This window comes from Rhodospirillaceae bacterium, from assembly GCA_002746255.1.
Taxonomy (GTDB): Bacteria; Pseudomonadota; Alphaproteobacteria.
Map to the genome: position 1 here is coordinate 86,440 of NVWO01000001.1, position 22,162 is coordinate 108,601.

General features: G+C 59.7%; 24 protein-coding genes and 1 other RNA gene. 22 read left to right on the forward strand and 3 right to left on the reverse strand.

Annotated elements, in window-relative coordinates:
* Nucleotides 1-54: 54 nt before the first annotated feature.
* Nucleotides 55-495: a hypothetical protein gene (locus COA65_00435; protein ID PCJ61468.1), complete on the reverse strand. Its 441-nt coding sequence runs from the start codon at nucleotides 493-495 to the stop codon at nucleotides 55-57.
* 2 nt (nucleotides 496-497) lie between these two features.
* Nucleotides 498-1,505, reverse strand: a complete 1,008-nt coding sequence (gene gap, locus COA65_00440) for a type I glyceraldehyde-3-phosphate dehydrogenase (protein PCJ61746.1) — start codon at nucleotides 1,503-1,505, stop codon at nucleotides 498-500.
* Between the two features lie 234 nt (nucleotides 1,506-1,739).
* Here gap and COA65_00445 point away from each other — a divergent pair, with 234 nt between their 5' ends.
* The 22 genes from COA65_00445 (at nucleotide 1,740) to thiD (ending at nucleotide 20,385) form a co-directional block, all read left to right on the forward strand.
* On the forward strand, nucleotides 1,740-1,985 hold the full coding sequence (locus COA65_00445) for a hypothetical protein (protein PCJ61469.1): 246 nt from the start codon (nucleotides 1,740-1,742) through the stop codon (nucleotides 1,983-1,985).
* A gap of 1 nt (nucleotide 1,986) precedes the next feature.
* Nucleotides 1,987-2,310 (forward strand): cell division protein ZapA, encoded by a 324-nt coding sequence (locus COA65_00450; protein PCJ61470.1) that lies wholly within the window; start codon nucleotides 1,987-1,989, stop codon nucleotides 2,308-2,310.
* 13 nt (nucleotides 2,311-2,323) lie between these two features.
* Nucleotides 2,324-2,480, forward strand: a non-coding RNA gene (gene ssrS / locus COA65_00455) — 6S RNA.
* A gap of 25 nt (nucleotides 2,481-2,505) precedes the next feature.
* The gene (locus tag COA65_00460; protein PCJ61747.1) at nucleotides 2,506-3,141 is read left to right on the forward strand and encodes a 5-formyltetrahydrofolate cyclo-ligase; all 636 of its coding nucleotides are present in this window, start codon (nucleotides 2,506-2,508) and stop codon (nucleotides 3,139-3,141) included.
* A gap of 9 nt (nucleotides 3,142-3,150) precedes the next feature.
* Complete coding sequence (locus tag COA65_00465) at nucleotides 3,151-3,996, forward strand: TIGR00282 family metallophosphoesterase (protein ID PCJ61471.1); 846 nt, start codon at nucleotides 3,151-3,153, stop codon at nucleotides 3,994-3,996.
* Nucleotides 3,997-4,150: 154 nt separating this feature from the next.
* Nucleotides 4,151-4,807, forward strand: coding sequence for a hypothetical protein (locus COA65_00470; GenBank protein PCJ61472.1), 657 nt, complete (start codon nucleotides 4,151-4,153; stop codon nucleotides 4,805-4,807).
* 146 nt (nucleotides 4,808-4,953) lie between these two features.
* Nucleotides 4,954-5,703 (forward strand): YebC/PmpR family DNA-binding transcriptional regulator, encoded by a 750-nt coding sequence (locus tag COA65_00475; protein ID PCJ61473.1) that lies wholly within the window; start codon nucleotides 4,954-4,956, stop codon nucleotides 5,701-5,703.
* Nucleotides 5,704-5,730: 27 nt separating this feature from the next.
* Nucleotides 5,731-6,243, forward strand: coding sequence for a crossover junction endodeoxyribonuclease RuvC (locus COA65_00480; protein ID PCJ61474.1), 513 nt, complete (start codon nucleotides 5,731-5,733; stop codon nucleotides 6,241-6,243).
* Nucleotides 6,240-6,839, forward strand: a complete 600-nt coding sequence (locus COA65_00485; protein PCJ61475.1) for a Holliday junction branch migration protein RuvA — start codon at nucleotides 6,240-6,242, stop codon at nucleotides 6,837-6,839. Before COA65_00480 ends, COA65_00485 begins: the two co-directional genes overlap by 4 nt.
* A complete protein-coding gene (locus COA65_00490) occupies nucleotides 6,836-7,885 on the forward strand; it encodes a Holliday junction branch migration DNA helicase RuvB (GenBank protein ID PCJ61476.1) in 1,050 nt (349 codons plus the stop codon). Before COA65_00485 ends, COA65_00490 begins: the two co-directional genes overlap by 4 nt.
* Nucleotides 7,882-8,367, forward strand: coding sequence for a tol-pal system-associated acyl-CoA thioesterase (ybgC, locus tag COA65_00495; protein ID PCJ61477.1), 486 nt, complete (start codon nucleotides 7,882-7,884; stop codon nucleotides 8,365-8,367). The genes COA65_00490 and ybgC overlap by 4 nt, the downstream gene beginning before the upstream one ends.
* Nucleotides 8,367-9,098: a protein TolQ gene (tolQ, locus tag COA65_00500; protein PCJ61478.1), complete on the forward strand. Its 732-nt coding sequence runs from the start codon at nucleotides 8,367-8,369 to the stop codon at nucleotides 9,096-9,098. The genes ybgC and tolQ overlap by 1 nt, the downstream gene beginning before the upstream one ends.
* Nucleotides 9,099-9,100: 2 nt before the next feature.
* Nucleotides 9,101-9,565, forward strand: coding sequence for a protein TolR (gene tolR / locus COA65_00505; protein PCJ61479.1), 465 nt, complete (start codon nucleotides 9,101-9,103; stop codon nucleotides 9,563-9,565).
* A 6-nt stretch (nucleotides 9,566-9,571) separates the two neighbouring features.
* Nucleotides 9,572-10,390 (forward strand): energy transducer TonB, encoded by an 819-nt coding sequence (locus COA65_00510; GenBank protein ID PCJ61480.1) that lies wholly within the window; start codon nucleotides 9,572-9,574, stop codon nucleotides 10,388-10,390.
* Complete coding sequence (gene tolB, locus COA65_00515) at nucleotides 10,387-11,745, forward strand: Tol-Pal system beta propeller repeat protein TolB (protein ID PCJ61481.1); 1,359 nt, start codon at nucleotides 10,387-10,389, stop codon at nucleotides 11,743-11,745. Before COA65_00510 ends, tolB begins: the two co-directional genes overlap by 4 nt.
* 179 nt (nucleotides 11,746-11,924) lie before the next feature.
* Nucleotides 11,925-12,413 (forward strand): peptidoglycan-associated lipoprotein, encoded by a 489-nt coding sequence (gene pal / locus COA65_00520; protein PCJ61748.1) that lies wholly within the window; start codon nucleotides 11,925-11,927, stop codon nucleotides 12,411-12,413.
* Nucleotides 12,414-12,517: 104 nt separating this feature from the next.
* The gene (gene ygbF / locus COA65_00525; GenBank protein ID PCJ61482.1) at nucleotides 12,518-13,495 is read left to right on the forward strand and encodes a tol-pal system protein YbgF; all 978 of its coding nucleotides are present in this window, start codon (nucleotides 12,518-12,520) and stop codon (nucleotides 13,493-13,495) included.
* A gap of 28 nt (nucleotides 13,496-13,523) precedes the next feature.
* Nucleotides 13,524-14,852, forward strand: coding sequence for a tRNA lysidine(34) synthetase TilS (gene tilS / locus COA65_00530; protein ID PCJ61483.1), 1,329 nt, complete (start codon nucleotides 13,524-13,526; stop codon nucleotides 14,850-14,852).
* A gap of 164 nt (nucleotides 14,853-15,016) precedes the next feature.
* Nucleotides 15,017-16,963 carry a cell division protein FtsH gene (locus COA65_00535; protein PCJ61484.1) on the forward strand — a complete coding sequence of 649 codons (1,947 nt, stop codon included), beginning with the start codon at nucleotides 15,017-15,019 and terminating at the stop codon, nucleotides 16,961-16,963.
* Nucleotides 16,964-16,976: 13 nt separating this feature from the next.
* A complete protein-coding gene (gene folP, locus COA65_00540) occupies nucleotides 16,977-18,110 on the forward strand; it encodes a dihydropteroate synthase (GenBank protein ID PCJ61485.1) in 1,134 nt (377 codons plus the stop codon).
* 78 nt (nucleotides 18,111-18,188) lie between these two features.
* Entirely contained in the window at nucleotides 18,189-19,532 is a 1,344-nt protein-coding gene (locus COA65_00545; GenBank protein PCJ61486.1) for a phosphoglucosamine mutase, read from the forward strand.
* A gap of 34 nt (nucleotides 19,533-19,566) precedes the next feature.
* Nucleotides 19,567-20,385, forward strand: a complete 819-nt coding sequence (gene thiD, locus COA65_00550) for a bifunctional hydroxymethylpyrimidine kinase/phosphomethylpyrimidine kinase (protein PCJ61487.1) — start codon at nucleotides 19,567-19,569, stop codon at nucleotides 20,383-20,385.
* On the opposite strand, the gene COA65_00555 is transcribed toward thiD, so the two are convergent.
* Nucleotides 20,380-22,158 (reverse strand): SLC13 family permease, encoded by a 1,779-nt coding sequence (locus COA65_00555; protein ID PCJ61488.1) that lies wholly within the window; start codon nucleotides 22,156-22,158, stop codon nucleotides 20,380-20,382. The two genes, thiD and COA65_00555, sit on opposite strands and share 6 nt — an antisense overlap.
* Between the last annotated feature and the right edge of the window lie 4 nt (nucleotides 22,159-22,162).

A 22,162-nucleotide genomic window follows, 5' to 3' on the forward strand; every position in this document is an offset into this window, starting at 1 on the left:
TCGCTTCCTGAAAATGGTTCGGGTTCGATTGCACCAAGGGCGCACATATATAACCTAACGGCGGCGTTTCAGCCACGCAATGGCGGCGGATTCCGGGTCCGGTGTTTCCAGCAGATCGAGGGTCGGTGTCGTCCCGGTATCGAGGGTCGCGCTGGCCTGTTCGGCGATGTCGGCGACTTTGGCAAGGGCCGCGCGCTTGGCGTCGAGGCGAATGTGTTTCCAGCCGGTGCGAATTGCGCCAAGGGCCTGGCCCGGGGAGGCGCCGCAGTCCAGCACGAAGACCGCATCGACATCGGGATATTGCCGGTGCGCGAGTTCGGCAATTTTCTGAAAATAGCCAGCGCCGGCGCAACTCGCAGCACCGTGAGGCGTGTGCAGGCGGATCGGCCGGTTCAGCTTTTGCGCGGCGGCAAGCGCGGCGAGGGCCTGGGGGAGGTCATGGACGATGACGGCGCGACGCAGGGTGGTGTTACGCGTGACGGTGTCACGCGCCATGCCTAGCCGAGGCTCCCCATATGGGCTGCCGTGTCCAGCATCCGGTTCGCAAAGCCCCATTCGTTGTCGTACCAGGAAAGGACGCGGACGAGGGTGCCGCCGACCACTTGGGTTTCAAGCAGGTCAAGGGTGCTGCTGTGTGTGTCGTGGTTGAAATCGGTCGAGACGAGGGGTTCGTCGGTAACGGCCAGAACGCCTTTCAGCCGTCCGTTTGCCGCGTCGCGCATGGCGGCGTTAATCGCGTCGACGGTGGTTTCCCTGGCGGCCAGGAAGGTGAGGTCGATCATCGAGACGTTCGCGGTGGGCACGCGAATGGCCGTGCCGTCGAGCTTTCCCTTCAACTCCGGCAACACAAGGGCAACGGCACGTGCCGCGCCTGTCGAGGTCGGGATCATCGAGGTGGCGGCTGCGCGCGCGCGGCGCAAATCCTTGTGCAGGCCATCGACGACGTGCTGATCCGACGTATAGGAATGAACGGTTGTCATGAAGCCCTTTTCGATGCCGACGGTCTTGTGCAGAACGTCGGCGACGGGTGCCAGGCAGTTTGTTGTGCACGACGCGTTTGAGACGATCGTCATGCCGGCTTCAAGGCGTTCGTGGTTGACGCCATAGACGACCGTCAGGTCCGGATCGCCCGCCGGCGCGGAAAGCAGGACTTTTCTTGCGCCGGCTTCAAGATGCTGTGCCGCCATCTCGCGTTTGAGAAAACGGCCGGTGCATTCCATGACGACATCGACGTTTAAGTCACCCCAGGCGAGATTTTTTGGTTCGCGCTCGGCGGTGACGCGCATCGGCCCCTGGCCGACGTCAATCATGTTGCCGTTTGTTTTTACGTCGGTCGGGAAGCGCCCATGGACGGAATCATAGCGCAGGAGATGCGCGTTCGTTTCCACAGGGCCTAAATCGTTGATGCCGACCACGTGCAGATCGTCTCTGGTGCTTTCGACGATTGCGCGCAGGGCGAGCCGACCGATGCGCCCAAATCCGTTGATCCCAATCCGAATTGTCATGCTTGCTTCTTTTCCTTTTCCGGGCGTTTTCCGGCCACGCCCTCGGCGGCCAGTCTGTTGATTCCAGGTTCCACTGTTGATTCCAATCCTGCAATCAGTCTGGAAAATGCCGTTCTCTCGCGCGTACGTCAACCGGAACCGGGCGCGGTTGACGTCAAAAGGAGGCAAGGCGTATTCTGCCACGGTTGCGTCAAGGGCGCACAGCAAAAAGCCACAAAATTCGGGGGATCGGCCATGTCGGATGTGGAGGCAGCAGAGAAGCGGCTGGAGTACGCCATCGCTCGCCTCGAAGCGGCGATAAAAGCTCGCGCCCAGACGGCCCCCGCAGCGGATGTGGGCGTCTCGCAAACCGTGGGCGTCTCGCAAACCGAAGACGGCAAAACGCCGCGCGACAGCACGTTGCGCGACAGCACGTTGCGTGACGTGACGGGACGTGTTGATTCCGCGATTGGCAATCTGCGCCGGGTATTGGGGGAATAAAATGGGCCAGGTCAGCATATCGGTCAACGGGCGGGCCTATGATATTGCCTGCGACAATGGCCAGGAAGAACATCTTGAGCGGCTTGCCACCGTCGTCGATGAACGGGTTGCGGGGCTTGTAACGTCGGTCGGTCAGGCGGGGGATGCGCGGCTTCTTGTCATGGCATCGCTGTTGATCGCCGATGAGCTGGCCGAGGCCTATGGGGATCTGGCGAAGCTGAAGGACGAAAACAAGACCTCGGGAGGCGCGGATCGCGCCGCCGAAAAGCTCAATGCTTTGGCAGCACGGATCGAGGGCATTGCCGACCGGCTGATTTCTGCCTAGAGTGGACGTTCGGGTAAGGCTTCGCGGTGCGTAAGGTGCTGAAATCCCTGGGGCCAATACACACCTCTAGGGAGCTGTCCCTGCCGGGATCGTGGTCCCGGTACATGGTGCCCACCTGCACTTGCAGGCCACAGAGGATATCAGGCGCCGACGGCCAGCGCAGCTTTACCCACCTTTTTCGGTAAAAATTTCAGCCTGCGGCAAAAGTTCCAGCCTTTGAATCCGCCCATCGACAAGCAAAACAAGAAAGCCGTTCGGGAAAAAGCGAAGGCCCGTCGTCGGCATGTGGCCGTGGCGGCGGGCGCGGGCGCGGCAACCGCCATGGCGGCGTGTTTTCTCGATTGCGTTCCCTGGCGCGTTGCCGGGAAGGCGGGCGGCGCAGATGCTGGCGCGAAAATTGTCGGTGGTTATTGGCCGATTGGGGACGAAATAGATCCCCGGCCTTTGCTGAAGGCCCTTGACGAAGCGGGCTGGCAATGCGCCCTTCCGGTCGTGGAAAAAGTGGGATCGCCGCTTTGTTTTCGGGCGTGGCGACCGGGCGACGTGCTGGAACCCGGGGCGCACGCCATTCCGGCGCCGCTGGCGGCGGCGGCGATGGTGACGCCAACCCTGTTGCTGGTGCCGCTTTTGGCCTTTGACAGGACGGGCCACCGGCTTGGCTATGGTGGCGGCTATTACGACCGGTCGATTGCCGCCCTGCGTGGGGCAGGCGCGTTGCTTGCAGTCGGTCTCGCCTATGCCGGCCAGGAGCTTGCCGCCGTTCCTACGGCGGGGGACGATGTAGCCCTGGGTTGGGTCGTGACGGAATGTGAAGCCATACGGATAGGTTGAGGACAGGGGATGCGAATTCTTTTTTGCGGCGATGTGGTGGGGCGTTCCGGGCGCGAAGCGATCCTCGCGCATGTTCCGGAGCTTCGCGAGAAGCTGCAACTGGATCTGGTTGTTGTGAATGCCGAGAACGCCGCTGGCGGCTTTGGCATTACGAAACGGCTTTGTGAGGAATTTTATGCGGGCGGGGTCGATGTGCTGACCCTTGGCAATCATGCCTGGGCGCAACGTGAAATCGTCGGCTATATCGATTCGGACCCGAAATTGCTGCGGCCGTTGAACTATCCGGAATCGACGCCGGGGGTCGGCAGCGGGCTTTATACGACGGCGAAGGGAGAGCGTGTGCTTGTCCTACAAGTCATGGGCCGTCTTTTCATGGAGCCTGTCGACGACCCGTTTGCAGCGGTGGAAAAAATTCTCGCCAACCATCGTCTGGGCGCCACCGTTGCCGCCATCTTCGTTGACGTGCATGCCGAGGCGACGAGCGAGAAGATGGCCATGGGCCAATATCTGGACGGGCGGGTAAGCCTGGTTGCCGGGACCCACACCCATATTCCAACGGCGGACGCCCAGATTCTTACCAACGGCACGGCGTATATTTCCGACGTTGGCATGTGCGGCGATTACGATTCGGTGATCGGCATGAAAAAGGAAATCTCGATCAAGCGCTTCCTCCGCCCGCTTCGCACGGAACCCTTCAGCCCGGCGGACGGCGAGGCGAGCCTTTGCGGCGTCTTCGTCGAGACGGACCCGAAAACCGGTCTGGCAACGCGCGTGGCCCCCCTTCGCATCGGCGGTCGCCTGGCCCCGGCCTGGCCGCTGGATGGCGCGGAGGAAGCCGCCGGACCCGATGCCTGAAAAAGGCGGCAACGCCTACGGCTTTCGTGCATTGGCCCCCATCATCTGGCCTATCTACAGGCGAGGCTAATTAATCATTTATTTTCAATCGGTTGATGGCAGCATAGCTGTTTAGTATAATCAAACTTTGGCACCCTAACTTGTTAATAGGGCTATGAGTTTGAATCCTACTATAGCAGTTGCGCTTATCGGGTTTGTCGGGACTATAGCAGCTACGCTTATCGGGAAATTCGAGACTTTAGAAAACGCGGTTATCGTAGCTGCCGGGACTGTCGGGGTTATAGTACTCATATTCATCGGGAGGTGGGTTTGGCACCTCATACGCCCCAAGTACACTCCCACCTCTTCATTGGCCCTTAAGGATGAAACGCCAGCCATCAAGATGACAATCAGCGAGAGCGGGCCTTATTGTGATATCGGGCCAAATGTATATGAGATCAGACGGACGTTAAATTTGAAGCTAGAAAACATTGACCGAAGCAAGCCGATTTCTAATTGCTCCGTTAAAATATTATCCGTGATGCCTCCTACCGAATACGACGGTCCGTGGGTGCTGAAAGAGGGGGTATCGCTTGCGGCAGGAGAGCATATTTTCATTCCGCTTGTGACCTATGGCGAATCACGGGAGCCTAGCAAATTTAAATGTCACGACAGCTTTATGACGATGGGTACGGCAGAGCAATTGCCGTGGTTGGACGCTGAAGAAAAATACGCCGTGACGTTGAGGGCAACCACGCCGGACGCAGCGTATTGCGAGTTTCAGTGCAAAATATGGGTTGGGGATGGCCAGTTGCGAATTGAGGAAGTTTAAGCCCCGGCCTGGCCCCTTGATGGCGCGGCGGACGCCACCGGGTCCGATGCCTGAAAAAGGCGGCAACGCCTACGGCTTTCGTGCATTGGCCCCCATCATCTGATATAGAAGGGGACACTTGTCCCTCAAGCCCAGCGTAGATTCGAATGGCAGGCCATTCCAAATTCAAGAACATCCAGTACCGCAAGGGCGCGCAGGATGCGAAGCGCGCCAAATTGTTCACGAAAATCATCCGTGAACTGACCGTGGCGACACGTGCCGGCGGCGGCGATCTGGACGGCAATCCCAGGCTGCGCACGGCCGTGATGACGGCGCGGGCGGCGAATTTGCCGAAGGACACCCTTGAACGTGCGATCCGGCGCGGTGCCGGTGACGATGACGGCGTCAATTACGAGGAAATCCGCTACGAAGGCTATGGCCCGGGCGGGGCGGCCCTGATCGTCGAGGCGTTGACGGACAACCGCAACCGTTCGGCAGCCGAAATCCGGACCGCCTTTAACAAGCATGGCGGCAGTCTTGGCGAAATCAACAGCGTGCTTTTCCAGTTTGAGCGCGTCGGCATGCTTCAATATCCGGTGGATAAGGTTGCCGAAGCGGTTCTTTTCGAAGCGGCCCTGGAAGCCGGTGCGGAAAATGTTGAGACGGACGCGACGCTGCACGAGGTTACTTGTGCGCCGGACGATTTTAATGCGGTTCGCGAGGCCCTTGAAAAAACATTCGGGGCGCCGGATAGCGCCGCCTTGGTCTGGAAGCCGAAGACGACGGCGCCGGTAAGCGATGACGACGTGGAAACCCTTTTTCGCCTGATTGAAGTGCTGGAAGACAATGACGATGTGCAGACGGTTTCGGCGAATTATGAAATTTCCGATGCCGCGCTCGCAAAGTTAAGTGCGTGAGCAGGCAAAATTTCCAAGGGTAGGGGCATGCGACTTCTCGGTCTTGATCCGGGTCTTCGAAGAACAGGGTGGGGTGTGATCGATGTTGATGGCAATCGATTGCGCCATGTGGGGGACGGTGCCGTGCGCTCTGATGACGCCGCGCCGATGTCCGAACGTCTGGTCCAGCTTTATGATGGCCTTTGTGAAGTGATTGCGGCCTACCAGCCCGATGCGGCGGCGGTCGAAGACATCTTTGTCAATCGCAACCCGGCGACGACGTTAAAGCTTGGCTTTGCGCGCGGGGTTGTGTTGCTGGCACCGGCGAAAGCGGGCCTTGCCGTTGCGGAATATTCGACGACTCTCATCAAGAAATCCGTTGTCGGCACTGGCCATGCGACAAAAAAACAAATCGGCATGAWGGTTGGGACCCTTCTTCCCGGCGCCCGGCCGGAAACAGAAGATGCCGCCGATGCGCTGGCCGTAGCAATTTGTCACGCCCATCATCGGGCGACCTGGCAGCGTTGGACGGATGGGGCAAAAAAGGAGGCGCGCCTGTGAYTGCCAAATTGACCGGCATTCTCAATGAAGCCGATGGGGACGGCATCGTCGTTGATGTCGGTGGCGTCGGCTATCTTGTTTATGCGTCTGCGCGTACGCTTCGCACCCTGCCGGGTGCAGGCGTGCAAGYGTCTCTGTTTATCGACACCCATGTGCGCGAAGACCAYATCCAYYTGTWYGGCTTTGCCGATGTTGGCGAGCGCGCCTGGTTCCGGCTTCTGCTGACCGTTCAGGGGGTTGGTGCGAAGGCGGCGTTGGCCGTTCTTTCTGTGTTGGAGCCGGACGCACTGGCCCAGGCCATTGCCGCCGCCGACGCGCCTGCGATCACCCAGGCCCAGGGTGTGGGTGCGAAGCTTGCCGGGCGCGTTGTCAGCGAATTAAAGGACAAGGCCGGCAAGCTGGTCCTTGGCGGCGTTGCGGTGAAAGGTGGCGGTGTTGCGGATGGCGTTGCAGCGGACGCGGTTTCGGCGCTTGTCAATCTGAACTACCGGCGGGATGAAGCCTTTGGCGCCATTGTCAGGGCGCAGCGTGATTTGGGTGCAGAGGCGCCGGTTGCAGCCTTGATTCAGGCGGGCCTGAAGGAGCTGGCGTCGTGACGGAGGAGCGGGTTGTGCAAGGCGACCGTGTGACGGCGGATGTGCCGGATGTGTCGCTGCGACCGAAAAAACTTGCGGATTTTATCGGCCAGGAAAGCCTGCGCGAAAATCTCCGTGTCTTTATCGAAGCGGCCAGCGCCCGGGGGGAGGCCCTGGACCACGTTCTTTTCCATGGGCCGCCGGGCCTTGGCAAGACGACGCTTGCCCAGATCGTCGCCCGCGAGCTTGGCACCGGGTTTCGGGCAACATCGGGGCCGGTGATTGCGCGTGCGGGCGATTTGGCGGCGATTCTGTCAAACCTGGAACCACGGGACGTTCTCTTTATCGATGAGATCCATCGGCTGAACCCGGCGGTTGAAGAAGTTCTCTATCCGGCGATGGAAGATTTTCAACTGGACCTGGTGATCGGCGAAGGTCCGGCGGCGCGTTCCGTGCGCATCGATCTGCCTCCCTTTACCCTGGTGGGGGCCACCACGCGATCGGGGTTGATCACGTCACCGCTTCGCGAGCGGTTTGGCATTCCGATGCGCGTAACATTTTACCAGCCCGACGAACTTGAAACGATCGTGCGCCGGGGCGCCGCTCTTCTGGAAATGAATGTGACGGCAGACGGGGCCGCTGAAATTGCCCGGCGTTCCCGCGGCACGCCAAGAGTGGCCGGGCGTCTTCTCCGCCGCGTGCGCGACTTTGCCTCCGTTGGGAAGGTAAAATCGATCAATGCCAAGGCTGCGAACGCGGCGTTATGCCAGCTTGACGTCGATGTGCTTGGCCTTGATGCGATGGACCGGCGCTACCTTTCCCGTATTGCCGAGCATTATGCCGGCGGTCCTGTCGGCGTCGATACCCTTGCCGCCGGTCTTTCCGAACAGCGCGATACGATCGAGGAAGTGATTGAACCTTTCCTTATTCAGCAGGGCTTTATCCAGCGTACGCCACGCGGGCGGATGCTGACCGCGATTGCTTACCGCCACCTTGGGCTGGAGGCGCCGAAAACCCTTACCCAGTTTGACCTTCTTGAAGGCGGCGGCAAGGGGGAGGGGCGATGACCCAGGCTTCAACGCCATTCGGCGATGGGGGGTATTGTTTTTCCGTTCGCGTCTATTACGAAGACACGGATGCGGCGGGGATTGTCTATTACGCGAATTACCTGCATTTTGCCGAACGGGCGCGCACGGAACTTCTGCGAAGCCTCGGCTTTGCGCGAACGGACCAGACCCATGGGGTCGCCTTCGCCGTTCGCAGTTGTGCCGTCGATTATTTTGCGCCGGCCCGTCTTGATGACTGGCTCGACATTGAAACGCAGCTTATTAACCTTCAAGGTGCCAGCCTTGAGGTTGTCCAAACGATCCGGCGGGATGGAAAAACGCTTGTCCACCTGACGGTGCGCATGGCTTGTATGGATGGCGATGGTAAAGTTGTCCGCATGCCGACGGAATTGCGTGACGCCCTGAAGGCAGGGCTGTTGCGTTCCCCATTCAAGGTGAGTGCACCGAAGGTGCGCGCATCCAAGACGAGACGGAGTGCTTGATGGAAAATGAGATTATCGAATCTGTTGCCGTGGGGCAGTCGGTCGCGTCGACGGACATGTCGGCGTGGGGCTTGTTTATGCAGGCCGACCCGATTGTTCAGGCGGTCATGCTGCTGCTGCTGGCGGCGTCTTTTTGGAGTTGGGCAATCATCTTTGACAAATTGATGAAGCTGCGCCGGTTGCGCGCGATTGCCGATAGTTTTGAGGAAGCTTTCTGGTCGGGCGGATCGCTGCTTCATCTTTACGAGCGTGTTGGTGTCAACCCGAAGGACCCGATGTCGGCGGTGTTCGGTGCCGGCATGCGGGAATGGAAGCTTGGCTCCGAAGGGAAGGCGGCGATGTCGGAAACGCGAACCGGCAGCGTGCTGCAACGGGTCGATCGCGCCATGCGCCTGACTCTTGGTCGCGAGCTGGAGGCGTTGGAGCGCCACCTGACCTTCCTTGCCTCCGTCGGCTCGACGGCACCTTTCATCGGTCTTTTCGGCACGGTCTGGGGCATCATGAACAGCTTTCAATCCATCGCAATTTCGAAGAACACGTCTTTGGCGGTTGTGGCCCCCGGCATTGCCGAGGCCCTGTTTGCGACGGCGATGGGGTTGGTCGCCGCCATTCCGGCGGTGGTTGCCTATAACAAGATTTCGAATGGGCTGAACGGCTATGCGAACCGCATCGATGGTTTTTCCGACGAATTCAGCGCCATTTTGGCGCGCGAAGCCGAGGGGACAAGCTAGCGATGGGTGGCGGTGCGGGTGGCGGTGCGGGCGGCAGACGCGCCGGGCGCCGGTCCCTTCGTCCGATGAGCGAAATCAATGTCACTCCGATGGTTGATGTCATGCTCGTTCTGCTCATCGTCTTTATGGTCACGGCGCCATTGATGACGGTGGGCGTGCCGGTCGAACTGCCAAAATCCGAAGCCGGAAATCTGAGCGGCCAGGAAGAGCCGCTGGTTGTTTCCGTGAACGCGGATGGCGATGTTTTTCTTCAGGAAACGCAAATTGACATTGTGGATCTTGCACCACGGCTGGTCGCAATCAGCGGCAACAACCCGGAAACGCGGATCTTCATCCGTGGGGATCAGGCAATCAACTACGGGCGTGTCATGGACGTGATGAGCACAATCAGCGCCGCCGGGTTTAGCCGTGTCGGCCTCGTCGCCCGCACGCCTGGCGAGGGACAAGGTCCGGCCCGGAAAAAGTAGTTTTATATGCGCGATGGCCTGCTCAGTTCGTTTATTTTCCACGTGATGGCGGTGCTTATTGCCTATTTTGGGGTGCCGGCGTTGTTTAAACCGGCGTTTCAGGATGACTACCCGATCGTTGTCGATTTTGTGCAGATTTCCCATAAGACAAATCTGCCGAAATTGCCGCCGCCGTCGTTGAAGCCGAAACGTAAACCTGCCGCCGAAAGGCAAAAGCCAAGCCAGATCAGCGAAAATCCGCTGCCACGCAAACCGGTGGCGAAACCAAAGCCATTGCCAAAACCAAAGGTCGAAAAGCCGGTTGCGAAGCCGAAACCCCTACCGAAACTAAAGGTTGAAAAGCCGGTGGCGAAACCGAAACTTCGCCCGAAGCCAAAGGAAGCCGCCCCGGATCCCTTTGCTTCGGTGCTCAAGACGGTGGAAAAATTTCGCCAGCCTGAAGWGAAAGTGGCTGCCAAGCCGACGCCGGAGATTGTGCAGGCACCAAAGCGTTTCGATGTGGCGAGCCGGTTGACGTTGAGTGAACTGGACGCCATTCGCAGCCAGATCAGCCGCTGTTGGAACGTGCCGGTGGGGGCGATGAACGCCGAGGACCTGATTGTCGAGATCCGGGTGCACGTCAATCCGGACGGCACCATTCGCAAGKCTAGAATTCTGGACGCGGAGCGCATGCAACACGATCCCTTCTTTCGGACTGCAGCGGAAAGCGCGTATCGTGCGGTCATCAATCCGCGATGCAGCCCGCTTCGGCTGCCGCCGGAAAAGTACGAGCTGTGGAAGATCTTTACCCTTAGCTTCAACCCGAAGGAAATGCTTGGAACATGACCGACCGTCAGAAAAAACGAGCAAGAAAAGGACGGTGCGCCTGGCGGTTTGCCTTTGCGGCCCTGTTTTTCATGTTTCTTTTCTCGCCTGCCCATGCGGAGCTTCGGATCGATATCACGCGAGGCGTGGTCGAGCCTTTGCCCATCGCCATTCAGGATTTTATGGGGAAAACGGGTCACGCGGGGGAAGTCGGCCAGAAAATCGCGTTTGTTGTTCTCGCCAACCTGGAGCGTTCCGGCCTTTTCCAGGGCGTTGACCCGAGGGCGTATATTGAGAAAAAAATCCCGCTCAACATCCAGCCGCGATTCGCGGATTGGCGCGTTATCGGAACCCAGGCTTTAATCAATGGCGGGGTTGAACTGCTTCGCGATGGGCGGCTGCGGGTGGAATTTCGCCTCTGGGACGTTGTGGCGGAACAGCAGATGCAGGGGCTGGCCTATCACACGCAGCCGGAAAACTGGCGCCGCGTTGCGCATAAAATTTCAGATTCAATCTATGAACGCATTACCGGCGAGAAAGGCTATTTCGATACGCGGATTGTTTATGTCGCCGAGAGCGGGCTGGCGACACAGCGGATAAAGCGCCTTGCGATCATGGATCAGGACGGTGAAAACAATCGGTTTCTCACCGATGAACGAACGCTTATTCTGACGCCGCGTTTCTCGAAGACGGCGCAGAAGATCGTGTTTCTTTCTTACTATGGCGACGTTCCGCGCGTTTACCTTTTCGACATTGAAACCGGTGTGCAGGAACGCCTTGGTGATTTTTCAGGCATGACGTTCGCGCCGCGCTTTTCGCCCGACGATTCGCAAGTTGTCATGAGTTATGCGAAGGACGGGAATTCCGACATTTATGTCATGGACCTGGACACGCGAAAGGCAAAACGCCTGACGACGAATTCGGGGATCGACACGTCGCCTTCTTTCTCGCCCCAAGGCGATCGGATTGTCTTTAACTCCGATCGTGGTGGTTCGCCGCAGCTTTATGTCATGAGCAAGAACGGCAGAAACATCCACCGGACAAGTTTTGGGAAGGGACGGTACGGCACGCCGGTGTGGTCGCCGCGCGGCGACCTGATCGCTTTTACGAAGATTTATAAAAACCGCTTCTTCATTGGCGTCATGAAACCGGACGGCAGTGGTGAGCGGTTGCTGACGGAGAGCTTCCGCGACGAGGGCCCCACTTGGGCTCCGAACGGACGGGTCCTTATGTTTTTCCGGCAAATTCCAGGCGATGCGAACGGTTACGGTGATCGTGTGCGCCTTTATTCGATCGATCTCACAGGCCGCAACGAGCGTGAAGTGGTCACCCCGCTTGATGCGTCCGATCCGGCCTGGTCCCCCTTGATTCCGTGATTTCGAGCAAGTATGGTTAAAATTCCCGGGAAATAGCGGGAGAACGGTTGCTGGACGCCAGATTTTTCTGGAAGGCGGCGCACAGGTCACCGGGAGACAGGGTGGCGGAAGATTCTTTAGATTTTGTAAACCACTCACGTGGTTTAAACACCCAGGTTCTCGATCAGGAGATTACGTCGATGCGTCGGATTTTTGTTACCATTGCGGCATTGGTTCTTCTCACCGCCTGCGAAACGCAGACCGGTGGTGCAGGGGGGTCCAGAGGTGCTGGCGGCGCCGGAGGTTCCGGAGGTTCCGGCGGTTACAGCGGGATGAGTTCCCAGCAGGAACTTGTCGCCAAGATTGGCGACCGGATCTTTTTTAATCTCAACAGTTATAAAATACGCGCAGACGCCCAGAAGATTCTGCAGGCGCAAGCCACATGGCTGAAGCAGCAATCGAGCCTTAACATTACAATTGAAGGCCATTGTGATGAGCGGGGCACGCGGGAATACAACCTGGCGCTTGGTGAACGTCGTGCGAATGCGGTGAAAGATTATCTTGTTGCCCTTGGCGTACCGACAAGCCGGATTATGACGATCAGTTACGGCGAAGAGCGGCCGGTGGCCCTTGGCCATAATGATGCGGCCTGGACGCAGAACCGCCGCGGCGTGACGAAAGTCAACTAAACATCCTAGCCCAAGCGACGACGCCCTTTTTGAATTCACCGTCCGTCTGGCCTTCAGGTTCGATAAGAACCTTTTGGGCCTGGCGGACGACGTGTGTTTAAGGAATGAAAATGCCGTTTCGGAAAACGGAGAAGGGGATAGCGCGGCATTTGTGCGGCGGGGCAGGATCGGCCCTTTTTTATGGCCGTCTTCTGGCGATGCTCGTTACCTTGCCGTTGCTTTTGGCGACGCCAGCCCTGGCCCAGGGTCTGGGGGCCGGTGCCCTTGTGGAACGGCTCGACCGTCTGGAACGTGACCTGCAAAATTTGCAGCGTGAGTTTTACCGCGATGGGGCGACGCCTTCTTCGCCAGTGATAGGTTCGCTGGTGAACGATACGGATGCGCCGCCGCCGGCGGCCCGCGCGGAACTTCGCTTTGCCGAAATTGAAACGCAAATTCGCGGCCTTACAGGCAAGGTCGAAGAAGTCCAATTCCGGCTCTCCGAACTTGGCGAGCGCCTCGACCTTTTAACCAGCGATCTTGAGCTTCGCCTTGCTGCCATCGAAGTCAGGCTCGCTGGCAGCAAACAAGACGGCACTGGCCAGGCGGGGGCCGTGATGGAAGGTTCGCCGACGTCTGAGACGTCAGCGTCCGAGACGTCCGCCGTTGCGGCGACGTCCGAGCCCGGCGGCGACGTGGCGGCAAAGGCGGTAAGCCTGCCGCCGAAAGAAGCCTATGCCCATGCCTTTTCACTGCTTGGCCGTCGCGAATATGTGGAGGCGGAACGTGAATTGAAGGCCTTTCTGGAGGCCTATCCTGAGGATCGGCTTGCACCGAACGCGACCTACTGGCTTGGCGAAACCTATTATGTGCGGAACGATTTCCGCCAGGCAGCCGTGATTTTTCTTCAGGGTTATCAGAAGAACCCCAAAGGTTCCAAGGCACCGGACAATCTGTTTAAGCTGGCAAAATCCTTGGGAAATATCGGCGATAAGAAAGAAGCCTGCGCCACCTTGAGCCGGCTCAAAAAAGAATTCCCCAAACTTCCTTCGGCCGTTTTTCAGCGCGCCGAGGCAGAGCGCAAGCGGAACGGCTGCCCGTAAGTATTTTTTCTGGATATCCGGCGGACGGATGCCCATGGACATAGAAAAATTTTCAGAACGCATGGGGGCGTTGGGGCCCTTCGAAGCGCAACCCCGGCTTGGTGTCGCCGTTTCCGGCGGCGCGGACAGCATGGCGCTTGTGCTGCTTGCAGACGCATGGGCGCGCGCGCGCGGCGGTGCGGTGCTGGCCTTGACGGTGGATCATGGCCTGCGCGCCGAGGCGGCAATGGAAGCGCGCCAGGTCGGCACCTGGCTTCGTTCGCACCACATTGCGCATCGCATTCTTCGTTGGGAGGGTGCGAAGCCTAAAACCGGCATTCAGGCGGCGGCGCGCGATGCGCGTTATGCCCTGTTGATGGAACGCTGCCGGAAAGAGGGCATTTTGCATCTGCTGCTGGCCCATCAAAGGGAAGACCAGGCCGAGACATTTCTTTTTCGCCTGGCGCGGGGCAGCGGCCTCGAAGGCCTTGCCGGGATGGCGTCGATCTCTGAGCGGACGCATCTGCGCCTGCTTCGCCCCTTGCTGGACGTGCCGCGCGCGCGTCTTCGCAAGATTCTTGAGACGGCAGATCAGCCGTGGATCGAAGATCCGTCCAACGAGGATCGCGCGTTTGCACGTGTGCGCATTCGGGCAGTTCTGCCGGTTCTGGGCCGAGAAGGGGTGACAGTGGAGCGGCTTGTCGAAATGACGCGGCAATTGGCGCATTCGCGCGCCGAACTTGAAGGGGCGACGGCGGCCCTTTTGGCGGAACAGGCAACGCTTTATCCGGAAGGCTACGCGCGTATAGCCAAGGCGGCCTTTCTGGCGGCATCGCCGGAATGTGCGCGCGCCGCCCTTGGCCGGCTGTTGCGCGTCGTTGGTGGCGGCGTTCATGTGCCACGCCGCGCGCGGATTGCGCGTCTTGCGACAGCCCTTGCGCAAGGGGAATTCCGATCTGGCCGTACGCTTGGCGGTTGCCGGGTGCTTGTCGAGGCGGAAAGCGTTCTTATTTGCCGCGAGATGCGGAAAGAAGTGCCCCAGCCCGTTCTTCCCGGGGCCTGTTTTCGCTGGGATGGGCGCTTTGTTGTCGAGACGGCACCGGCAAAGGCGGGAAGCCCCTGGGCGAAGCAGGCGAAGACCTGGCGTCTTCAGCGGCTTGGCGCGCAAGGCTGGGCCGAAATCGTGGCGGTTGAACCGGCCTTGCGACAAAGCCGCCTTCCTGTCGCCGTCCGGTCGACGCTGCCGGCGATCTGGGACCGCCGGGGCGTGTTTCTGGTTCCCCATCTTGGCTACGATCGTGGGGGCGGAAAATTTTTGAAACGTCTGGATTTCGAGCCATTCGAGCCTTTGGCCGGCGCCACTTTTACGGTTGCGTAAGCCGGGTCAGGCACTATCTTTACAACGGGTATGCCTTAATGTGGTTGGACAAGGTGGCCTGCGTGTTAGAATTTGCCTCTGGCGGTGCGCGTGTGCGTGCCGGGGGAGGGTAAGCAACCAGGCCTTAAGAAACCGGGCCGGCGCAACGGAGACGTGAAAAAGTCGTGAACATTTTCAGGAAGAATCTGATGCTTTGGGTCATCATCGTGCTGTTGGTGATAGCCCTGTTCAACCTGTTTCAGGCACCGAGTTCGAACGAAGCCGTTCCGGAAATCGCCTTCTCGGACTTCCTTGCGGAGGTTGATGGCGGACGGGTTCGCGATGTTACGATCCAGGGACACCAGATTAGTGGCCATTCTCAGGATGGCCGACCGTTCGCGACCTATGCGCCGGACGACCCCCAGCTTGTGAACCGGCTGACGCTGCACAATGTGCGGATTACCGCCGCACCGAGCGAAGAAGGTGTGCCGTCTCTCTTCAGCATCCTTATCTCCTGGTTCCCGATGCTGCTTTTGATCGGGGTCTGGATTTTTATCATGCGGCAGATGCAGGGCGGCGCCGGAAAGGCGATGGGGTTTGGCAAATCCCGTGCCCGCATGCTGACCAAGCATGGCGATCGCGTTACCTTCGACAATGTTGCCGGCATCGACGAGGCAAAACAGGAACTTGAAGAAGTTGTCGATTTTCTGAAAGACCCGCAGCGCTACCAGCGTCTTGGCGGAAAAATTCCAAAGGGCGTTTTGCTGGTCGGGGCCCCCGGCACGGGCAAGACGTTGCTGGCTCGCGCCATTGCCGGCGAGGCGAACGTGCCTTTCTTCTCGATCTCCGGTTCGGACTTTGTCGAGATGTTCGTCGGTGTCGGTGCCAGCCGTGTGCGCGACATGTTCGAACAGGGCAAGAAAAACGCGCCCTGTCTGATCTTCATCGATGAAATCGACGCCGTTGGCCGGCACCGGGGCGCGGGCGTTGGCGGCGGCAATGACGAGCGCGAACAGACCCTGAACCAGCTTTTGGTCGAGATGGACGGCTTTGAGGCGAATGAGGGTGTCATCATCATCGCGGCGACGAACCGCCCCGATGTGCTGGACCCGGCGTTGCTGCGCCCGGGGCGCTTTGACCGACAGGTGGTTGTGCCGGTTCCTGACGTCGTCGGCCGGGAGAAGATCCTGAAGGTTCACATGAAAAAGGTGGCGATTGCGCCGGATGCCAATGCGAGGATCATTGCGCGCGGGACGCCTGGATTTACGGGCGCGGACCTTGCGAACCTTGTGAACGAGGCGGCCCTTCTGGCGGCGCGCAAGATGAAGCGCTTTGTCACGATGGCGGAAATGGAGGAGGCCAAGGACAAGGTGATGATGGGGGCCGAACGCCGTTCCATGGTCATGACCGAAAAAGAAAAAAAGCTGACCGCCTATCACGAATCGGGCCATGCGCTTGTCGCCGTCAACATGGAAGAATCCGACCCCATTCATAAGGCGACGATCATTCCGCGCGGCCGCTCGCTTGGCCTGGTTATGCGGCTGCCGGAGGGCGACCGGATTTCCATGTCGCGGGCGAAGCTGGAAGCGGATCTGGCCGTGGCGATGGGTGGCCGGGTGGCGGAAGAACTTGTCTTCGGCCACGATCAGGTGACAACCGGCGCCTCTCAGGACATTGCCATGGCGACGCAGATGGCGCACCGCATGGTGACGGAATGGGGAATGAGCGACAAACTCGGCCCCCTTGCCTATAAGGCGAATGAACAAGAGGTTTTTCTGGGACATTCCGTGACGCAAACCCAGAACATTTCGGACGCGACGTCTGCGCTGATCGATTCGGAAGTTCGTAGAATTGTCGAGGAAGCATTGGCGCAAGCCAGGAAAATTCTCTCGGAACAGCGCGACAAGCTGGAAATTCTTGCCAAGGGGTTGCTGGAATATGAAACCCTTAGCGGCGACGAGATTGCAGCCCTTTTGAAGGGCGAGCCCATCCATCGTCCTGGTGAGGAGGCGGAGGATTCGGACGGGAATGCGCCGCAGTCTTCTGTGCCTTCGAGCGGGGATGAAAAGTCGGAAGAAGGTAAAGAGGGGCCGGAAGGCGGGTTGGCGCCGACGCCCCAGCCGGACGGCTAGTCTTTTTCATTCGATGCCGGATTGGCAAGATGCTCCATGGCCTCCCGGACCGGATGTGGCCGCGCTGGGCAGGCTTTACCTGCGTCCGTGCGATCTGCTTGCCGGTGCCAGCGCCAGGGCCGCGATTGCGGCGGGGGCTGCTTTTCCCCTGGCCGGTGGCCCCATGGCCTTTCGTTGCTGTGAGTTGGTGGTTCGTGGCGAAGGGGGGCGGCCGACGCGCCGTTGGCGTGCGCCCTTGGCCGAGATTGAAGCTTGGGCGCATGAGTGCGGCGGCCAGGTGGCCGACAGGATTGCCGGGCTTGCCGCAAATGTAACGGCAACGCGTCCGGCCTTTGCTGGTTTCCCATTGGACCCGCCGCATCTTTTCGGTGTCCTCAACGTCACCCCCGATAGCTTCTCGGATGGTGGCGAGCATGCCGACCCGGACGCCGCCATTGCCTGGGGCCGTCTGCTTGGTGAGGGCGGTGCGGCGATTGTTGACGTTGGTGGCGAATCGACCCGGCCGGGCGCGCATGCCGTCGCCGTTGAAGAAGAATGCCGGCGTGTTCTTCCGGTTGTCCGCGACCTTGCCGCGCGTGGCGCTGTTGTTTCTCTCGACAGTCGCCATGCCGATGTCATGGCGCGCGCACTGGACGCGGGCGCGTGCGTGTTGAACGATGTGACGGCTTTGACCCATGAGGCGGCCTCGCTGCCCCTGGCATCCCGGCACCACGCCAAGGTCGTGCTGATGCATATGCAGGGCACCCCCCAGACAATGCAAAACGCGCCCATTTATGACGACGTTGTTCTTGATGTCTTTGATTACCTTGAGGGGCGCGTGGCGGCCTGTGAGGACGCGGGCATGCCGCGCGGCGATCTTTGCGTCGATCCCGGGATCGGTTTTGGTAAGACGCTGGCTCATAATCTGGCTCTTTTGGAGACGCTTTCTCTTTTTCACGGCCTTGGCACGGCGATCCTCGTCGGGGTTTCGCGCAAAAGCTTTCTTGCCGGGGGACGCTCCGACATGTTGCCGCGTGCGCGCCTTGCGGCCTCCATCGCCGCCGGTCTTGCCGCCTTAAATCAGGGTGTGCAGTTTCTTCGGGTTCATGACGTGCCGGTTACGCGACAGGCGATCGATGTCTGGTTGTCTTTGCGCAGTGGCCGCTAAATTTTCTTTGCCATTCAGGGTCTTCTGTTGCAATTTCCATCTTGGGTTTAGGGCTTTTGTTTTTGGAAGGGTTTGGGGATGCGGAAACTTTTCGGGACGGACGGGGTTCGCGGGACAGCCAATCAAGAGCCGATGACGGCGGAAACCGCCCTGAAAATCGGCATGGCTGCCGGGCGTCAGTTTCTTCGTGGGGACCATCGCCACCGGGCTATTATTGGCAAGGACACGCGGCTTTCCGGCTATTTGCTTGAACCGGCGCTGACGGCGGGGTTCATCTCGATGGGCATGGACGTGATTCTCGTCGGCCCCATGCCGACGCCGGCCATTGCCATGCTGACGCGGTCCCTGCGTGCGGATATCGGCGTCATGATTTCGGCGTCTCACAACCCTTATCAGGACAATGGCATCAAGCTGTTTGGCCCGGACGGGCGCAAGCTTTCCGACGAAATCGAGGCCGAGATCGAGTGCCGCATCGACAATGGCGCCAAGGAGGACCTTGTGCCTTCGGATGGGTTGGGCCGTGCGATGCGCCTGGAAGATGCGCTTGGGCGCTACACGGAACACGTCAAGACGACGTTTCCACGCGGACTGACGCTGGACGGGCTGCGCATCGTCGTTGATTGTGCAAATGGTGCCGCCTACAAGGTGGCCCCCACCGTTCTTTGGGAATTGGGCGCCGAGGTCATTCCGATCGGGGTTGCGCCGGACGGGCGGAACATCAACCGGGATTGCGGTTCGACGGCGCCGGCGGCGATGTGCGAGGCGGTTCGCGCCCACGGGGCGCATCTGGGCATTGCCCTTGACGGCGATGCGGACCGGATGGTGCTGGCGGACGAAACCGGCAGGCTTGTGGATGGCGATCAGGTGATGGCGTTGATTGCCCGGTCCTGGCAGGAAAGGGGCCGGCTTCGCGGCGGTGGCATCGTCGCCACCGTCATGTCTAATTTGGGCCTTGAACACTATTTGCAGAAGTACGAACTCTCGCTTGCCCGTGTGCAGGTGGGCGACCGTTACGTTGTTGAACATATGCACACCCATGGCTACAACGTCGGCGGCGAACAATCCGGCCATATTATCTTTGGGGATTTTGGGACAACCGGGGACGGCCTGATTGCGGCGCTTCAGGTGCTGGCGGAAATTGTGCGCGCCAAGCGGGCGACAAGCGAGGTTGTGCATTGTTTTGACCCCCTGCCTCAGCTTCTTCGCAGTGTCCGTTTTGATGAACCGACGTCCCTTGAAAAGGCGGAAGTCCGGCATGCAATTGCGCAGGGCGAGGCGAGCCTTGGCGAAGATGGGCGGTTGCTGATACGCAAATCCGGCACCGAACCCGTCATCCGTATCATGGCGGAGGGAAAAGACGAAGCGCTGATTGGCCGCGTTGTTGCGGACATCGCGACGGCCATCGCACGCAAATCTAAATAATTTTAATCCGGTGGTTTTGGAAAGGTAAGGCAGCATGCGTGGGCGGGTTTTAGTGATTGCCGGGTCTGATTCCAGCGGCGGTGCCGGCATTCAGGCCGACATCAAGACGATCACGGCCCTTGGCGGTTATGCCGCGACGGCGGTGACGGCGGTGACGGCCCAAAATACGGAAGGCGTTGCCGGCGTTCATGGCATACCGCCGGATTTTGTTCGCCTGCAGATGGATATTGTGCTTTCCGATATTGGTGCGGATGTTTTGAAAACCGGCATGCTGCATACCGCCGGGACGGTTGAGGCCGTCTCTGATTTTATCGAAGCGAAGGCCAGGAATATTCCCCTTGTTGTGGACCCGGTGATGGTGGCAACGGGCGGTGCGCGGCTGCTTGAAGCGACAGCCATCAAGGCGATGAAGGACCGGCTTCTTCTGCTGGCGACGGTGATGACACCAAACGTGCCTGAGGCAGAGGCCCTGACCGGCATGAAGATCACCAGCCTTGATGATCTTGAACATGCAGCAGAAATTTTGCTCACCCTTGGGGCGGGCGCGGTTTTTCTTACCGGTGGCCATCTTATGGGGGCGAAGATTCGAGACGTGCTGGCGATCCCGGACGGCACCGAAACTTTCGATGGGCCCCGGCTTGAGACTCGTCACACTCACGGGACGGGCTGCACACTCGCTTCGGCCCTGGCTACCGGCCTGGCACAGGGCCTTGGTCTGCGTGACGCGGTTCTTCGCGCACGCGCCTATGTTTTTGAGGCGATCCGCACGGCCCCTGGTTTTGGGCGCGGCCATGGGCCGCTTAACCATGGCTATCCGCTTGGGCTTGCGCTGAAAGCCGACGACGTCCTATAGCGGCCAGCAATACAGGATAAGCGGGACGCTGACGGCGATAATCAGGATGTCGAGCGGCAATCCCATCCGCCAGTAATCGCCGAATTTATAGCCGCCAGGCCCCATGACCAGCGTGTTCGACTGGTGGCCGATTGGCGTCAGGAAGGTCGAGGAGGCCCCGACCGCCACCGCCATCAGGAAGGGGTCGATGTTCACGCCAAGGCCCATGGCGACGCTGGCGGCGATGGGTGCCATCAGAACCGCCGTCGCGGCGTTGTTCATGACGTCTGAAAGCAGCATGGTAACGATCATGACCAAGGCAAGAATGATCGGTGGGTCCAGATAGTTGGATGCGCCAACAAAAATTCCGCCGATAAGATCGGTGCCACCGGTTTCACGCAACGCCATTCCCACCGGAATCATGGCGGCGAGCAAAACAATGATCGGCCATTCGATGCTTTCATAGGCTTCGCGAAGCGACAGCAGATCGAAAAGCACAATGGCCAGGACGGCCCCCATGAAGGCAACGGCGGCCGGCAGGACACCGAAGGCGGTCAGCGCGATGGCGGTGGCGAAGATGCCGACGGGCAGCAAGGTCCGCTGTTTTTTGCCAAGGCGGATGTCGCGCCGGGCGAGGGGCAGGCAGCCAAGTTCGGACATGGCTTCGGCCAGGGCCGTTGTTTCCCCTTGCAGCAGCAGAACGTCCCCTGCCTGAAAGCGAATCCGGCTCAGCCTTTCCTTTACCGGAATGCCGTGCCGGGCGACACCCAGCATGTTGATCCCGAGGCGGGCATGGAGCCGAAGGTTGCGCGAGGTCTGGCTTTCCATCGCTGAGCCGGGCGGAATGACGGCCTCCATCAGACTGACATCGTCCGAACGGATGGTTTCCATGCTCAGCCCTTCGCTGCCGATAAGTTCAAGCTTCGCCTGATCGACGAGGGTGCGCAGCGCATCTGGGTCGCCTTCAAGAATCAGAATGTCGCCTTCTTGCAAGCGTAGGAAGCTGGAGGGAGCCAGCAATTTCCGCTCGCCCCGGATGAGGCCAACGATGGCGACGTCCTCCTGGCCGATGGCTTCGAGTTCCTGCAGCGTGGCACCCACGAATTCCGAATCCGGTTCCAGGCGGGCCTCGGTGATGTAATCCTCGATCTGTTCGAAGGCCGTATCGGTATGAACGGCCCCTTTGCGTTGTGGCAACAGCCGCCAGCCAACGAGGACGATGAAACAGATGCCGACGATGGCCACGCCAATCCCGACGGGCGCAAAATCGAACATGGCGAATGGCACACCGCCATATTCAGTGCGGTAATTGGCGATAATGATGTTCGGTGGGGTGCCGATCATCGTCATCAGGCCGCCCAGAAGCGACCCGAAGGAAAGCGGCATCAGAACGACCGAGGACGGAAGGCCGGTCTTGTTGGCGATCTGGAGAGCAATCGGCATCATCAGGGCGAGTGCGCCGACATTGTTCATGAACGAGGAGAAGATGGCGACCAGGATCGTGAGCGCTGCGATCTGCAACGTCGTGTGGCCGGCAAAGGGGCTCATGCAGGTAACCAGCAGGTCGGGGATCGCGGAATTGCGCAGCGCGCGCGTAATAATCAGAACGGCGGCGACGGTGATGACGGCCGGATGACCGAAGCCGGAAAAGGCGTTTTCAGCGGGGACGACGCCTGCGAAGACGGCGGCAAGCAAGGCGCCGATGGCGACGACGTCGTAGCGCCATTTTCCCCAGATAAACAAGGCTAACGCCGCCAGTAAAATGGCGAACAGAGCCGTTTGGTCAACCGTCATGCAG

Excerpts from the sequence above, each read along its gene's own strand:
- COA65_00545 (PCJ61486.1), top strand. The coding sequence starts at position 18,189 with ATGCGGAAACTTTTCGGGACGGACGGGGTTCGCGGGACAGCCAATCAA.
- COA65_00470 (PCJ61472.1), top strand. The coding sequence starts at position 4,151 with ATGAGTTTGAATCCTACTATAGCAGTTGCGCTTATCGGGTTTGTCGGG.
- COA65_00435 (PCJ61468.1), bottom strand. The coding sequence starts at position 495 with ATGGCGCGTGACACCGTCACGCGTAACACCACCCTGCGTCGCGCCGTC.
- tolQ (PCJ61478.1), top strand. The coding sequence starts at position 8,367 with ATGGAAAATGAGATTATCGAATCTGTTGCCGTGGGGCAGTCGGTCGCG.
- folP (PCJ61485.1), top strand. The coding sequence starts at position 16,977 with ATGCCGGATTGGCAAGATGCTCCATGGCCTCCCGGACCGGATGTGGCC.
- COA65_00450 (PCJ61470.1), top strand. The coding sequence starts at position 1,987 with ATGGGCCAGGTCAGCATATCGGTCAACGGGCGGGCCTATGATATTGCC.
- tolR (PCJ61479.1), top strand. The coding sequence starts at position 9,101 with ATGGGTGGCGGTGCGGGTGGCGGTGCGGGCGGCAGACGCGCCGGGCGC.
- pal (PCJ61748.1), top strand. The coding sequence starts at position 11,925 with ATGCGTCGGATTTTTGTTACCATTGCGGCATTGGTTCTTCTCACCGCC.
- ybgC (PCJ61477.1), top strand. The coding sequence starts at position 7,882 with ATGACCCAGGCTTCAACGCCATTCGGCGATGGGGGGTATTGTTTTTCC.
- thiD (PCJ61487.1), top strand. The coding sequence starts at position 19,567 with ATGCGTGGGCGGGTTTTAGTGATTGCCGGGTCTGATTCCAGCGGCGGT.
- ygbF (PCJ61482.1), top strand. The coding sequence starts at position 12,518 with ATGAAAATGCCGTTTCGGAAAACGGAGAAGGGGATAGCGCGGCATTTG.
- COA65_00465 (PCJ61471.1), top strand. The coding sequence starts at position 3,151 with ATGCGAATTCTTTTTTGCGGCGATGTGGTGGGGCGTTCCGGGCGCGAA.
- COA65_00555 (PCJ61488.1), bottom strand. The coding sequence starts at position 22,158 with ATGACGGTTGACCAAACGGCTCTGTTCGCCATTTTACTGGCGGCGTTA.
- COA65_00475 (PCJ61473.1), top strand. The coding sequence starts at position 4,954 with ATGGCAGGCCATTCCAAATTCAAGAACATCCAGTACCGCAAGGGCGCG.
- tolB (PCJ61481.1), top strand. The coding sequence starts at position 10,387 with ATGACCGACCGTCAGAAAAAACGAGCAAGAAAAGGACGGTGCGCCTGG.
- gap (PCJ61746.1), bottom strand. The coding sequence starts at position 1,505 with ATGACAATTCGGATTGGGATCAACGGATTTGGGCGCATCGGTCGGCTC.
- tilS (PCJ61483.1), top strand. The coding sequence starts at position 13,524 with ATGCCCATGGACATAGAAAAATTTTCAGAACGCATGGGGGCGTTGGGG.
- COA65_00445 (PCJ61469.1), top strand. The coding sequence starts at position 1,740 with ATGTCGGATGTGGAGGCAGCAGAGAAGCGGCTGGAGTACGCCATCGCT.